This is a genomic window from Haloferax sp. s1 (assembly GCF_058382125.1).
In genome coordinates this window covers 1-2,775 of the sequence record NZ_JBZRPK010000299.1, presented here as the reverse complement: position 1 = coordinate 2,775, position 2,775 = coordinate 1, and the positions used below count along the sequence as shown (strand labels likewise).

Below are 2,775 nucleotides of genomic sequence, written 5' to 3'. Positions count from 1 at the left end.
GGGCGGTCGCCGCCGCGAACGGACGCGAAGCCGACGTTCGAAGGCTCGCACCGGGGATGGGCCGTGGCGGTCGCTCCGGGGTCGGTGTCGCCACGTTCGAAGATGGGGGAGCCGTCGTCGACGCCGGTCACCCGACAGCCCGATTTACCACTGACCGACCCGAAGACGGCTCGTGGACCGTTCCGGCCGTCGCAGCCCGGCATCCGGTCCCAGACGAGTGGCGCTTTCTTTTGGTCGTCCCCGATGCGGACCCCGGCCGAAACGGCGCGGCAGAAGAGTCGAGTATGCGCTCGGTCGTCGAACGTGCCGACCCGCGGACGAGCGACCGAATCGCTGGTATCGTCACCCGGCGGCTCCTTCCGGCGCTCGCGGAGGGGTCCGCCGAGCGCTTCGGCGAGGCAGTGGAGTCGGTTGGCCGACTCAACGGCACGTGGTACGCGGACGAACAGGGCGGTGTCTACCGGCCACCGGTTGGTGCGCTCGTCTCGGTACTCTCGGAATCACCGGCCGTCTACGGTGCCGGGCAGTCGTCGTGGGGTCCTACAGTCTACGGCGTAACCGACGCCGAACACGTTGACGAAGCGGTCGAAGCAGGGCGGCTGGCGCTCGCCGAGGCCGACATCGACGGAACCGTCACAGTCGCTCGGGGCCGGAATCACGGCGCGCAAATGGGCTGACTCTCGGGAGACACCCGCTTCGCGGGTTGTGTGCGGTGTTGTTCGGTACGGCGAGTCCCCGAAACGCCTAACCGCCGGGGTCGAGTCGGGAGTGACATGGACTACATCCCCTTCGGAGTCCCCCGACTCGACGGCATCATCGGCGGTGGGGCCCCGCCGGGAAACGTCGTTCTCCTCGCGGGAGAGTCCGGAGCGGGCGCTCGTGAATTCCTCTATACGAGCGCCACGATGAATGCACTCTCGCACGCCGACGAGGAACTGTTTAATCTCCACTACGGAACGCCCGACGACGACGCCACTCCACCGCCGGAGATACACTACATTTCGTTCACCGCCGGCGAAGAGTACCTTCGCCGCGAGATGGGCTACACGATGGACGACGAGGTTGTCGACGCCGCGGGCGACCACATCGAATTTCACGACCTCTCGCCCGAGTATTTCCAACTCAGTCCGATTCCGCGCGAGTGGTATCTCGGCCAGCCGACGCAACTGGAGGACCTCGGCCACCGCCACAACCGCGAGTCCGTCTTGGGCGCACTCGGGAGCACGCTGAGCGAGCACGCACCGGGGAACCTCGTCGTCATCGACTCGTTGACCGACCTCGTGGCGAGCCAGTCAGACGAGATGACGTGGTCCGATATCGCGATGGTCATCAAGGGGCTCGAAAAAGCGTCCTACCAGTGGGGCGGTCTCATCTTGGTGCTCGTGAGCACCGAAGCGCTTTCGAATACCGAGCTTGGCGTCCTCAAAGGTGCGACTGGCGGGACATTGCTCTTCCAGTGGGAATCGGGCGGGTCGAAGCGTGCCCGGACGATGGTCGTCCAAGAGTTCCGTGGCGTCCTCTCACGGCTGGAAACTGAGAATATTGTCCAATTCGAGACGGATATCAACGAGAGCGGACTCGACGTGAGCGACATCCGAAAGATACGGTAACCTCCCTTTTGTCAACAACAAACACGTTACAGTTGTGTAGAGCGTCCGTCAGCGGCGATAGTTCTTAAAGTTCGGAGACGAACGTCAAACGAAGATGGAAGGGGACGATGAAGGGGAACTCCCGGACGGTCTTCGCGAGTGGGTCGACGAACGCGCCGACGAAGAGGGCGTCGACCCGGAAACGGTGCTCACGCGAGCAGTGGGCATCTACAGACTCGCGGTGACCGATGCGGGAGAGTCGCTCGACGACACGGCGTCGGTTCCGAGTCGCATCGATACCGTCGAAGGTCGCGTCGGCGACCTCGAAGACGACCTCGACGAGAAGATATCCGACGTTCGGATGCGGGTCGTACAGGTCAAACGCGAGACGGACGAAAAAGCATCGCAGGGACACGAACACCTCGAGTTGGAAGCACGTCTCGACCGGGCAACTGACGATATCGAAGCCATTCGAGACCGGGTCACGGAGTTGGACAACCGGCTTGGCGCGGGATTCGAAAACTTCGAAGAGATACTCACGTACCTCGACGAGGCGACGGAATCTCTCGATGAGAACCTTCGCACGGTTGCACAGGTGCTCTTGGACCTCCGGTCTCGGGCGACTGATATCGAGGCCGCAGAACTCGAACGCAAGGCGCTTTCGGACCTCCTTCGCGTTGCGAACGACGCCAACGAGCACAAGGCGAAGTGCGGGGGCTGTGGAGAGACGGTACATCTGAACCTCCTTACGGAACCGCGGTGTCCCGCGTGCCGTGTACCGTTCCGCGAGTTATCACCATCGAGCGGGTTTTTCGGGTCGGCGACGCTCCACACCGGGCGGCCACCCGCACTCGAGGCCGCCGGAACGGTCGATGAGGACGGCGAAGAGGTAGCGGAACTCCTAGACGAGGCGGCAACCGGCGCGACGAACAGCGAAGTAGACCGACCGAAGCCGAGCGACGAGTCACCGCAACAGGAAGCCGCGGCAAGCGGCGACCACGGCGACGACTGACGAACACCGACGACGATGACCGACGACACAGCCGAAGACGACGCGACAGACGAACGGCGACCCGAGCGGGAGCCCGCAACCGCCGACGAAGATACCGACTGGAGCGAGCGTACCGATGCTGAGCGGAGCAACCGCGCCGATGCTGAGCGGAGCGACCGCGCCGATGCTGAGCGG

3 protein-coding genes are annotated in these 2,775 nt (G+C 63.9%); all 3 read left to right on the top strand.

What is annotated here, in order from left to right; genetic code table 11:
• The coding region (locus QT222_RS03205; protein ID WP_491476285.1) for a beta-ribofuranosylaminobenzene 5'-phosphate synthase family protein at positions 1–677 on the top strand (677 nt) is incomplete at its 5' end.
• A 96-nt stretch (positions 678–773) separates the two neighbouring features.
• The gene (locus QT222_RS03200) at positions 774–1,610 is read left to right on the top strand and encodes an RAD55 family ATPase (RefSeq protein WP_491476284.1); all 837 of its coding nucleotides are present in this window, start codon (positions 774–776) and stop codon (positions 1,608–1,610) included.
• Positions 1,611–1,704: 94 nt separating this feature from the next.
• Positions 1,705–2,601 carry a hypothetical protein gene (locus QT222_RS03195; RefSeq protein WP_004060127.1) on the top strand — a complete coding sequence of 299 codons (897 nt, stop codon included), beginning with the start codon at positions 1,705–1,707 and terminating at the stop codon, positions 2,599–2,601.
• The last annotated feature ends 174 nt before the right edge of the window (positions 2,602–2,775 follow it).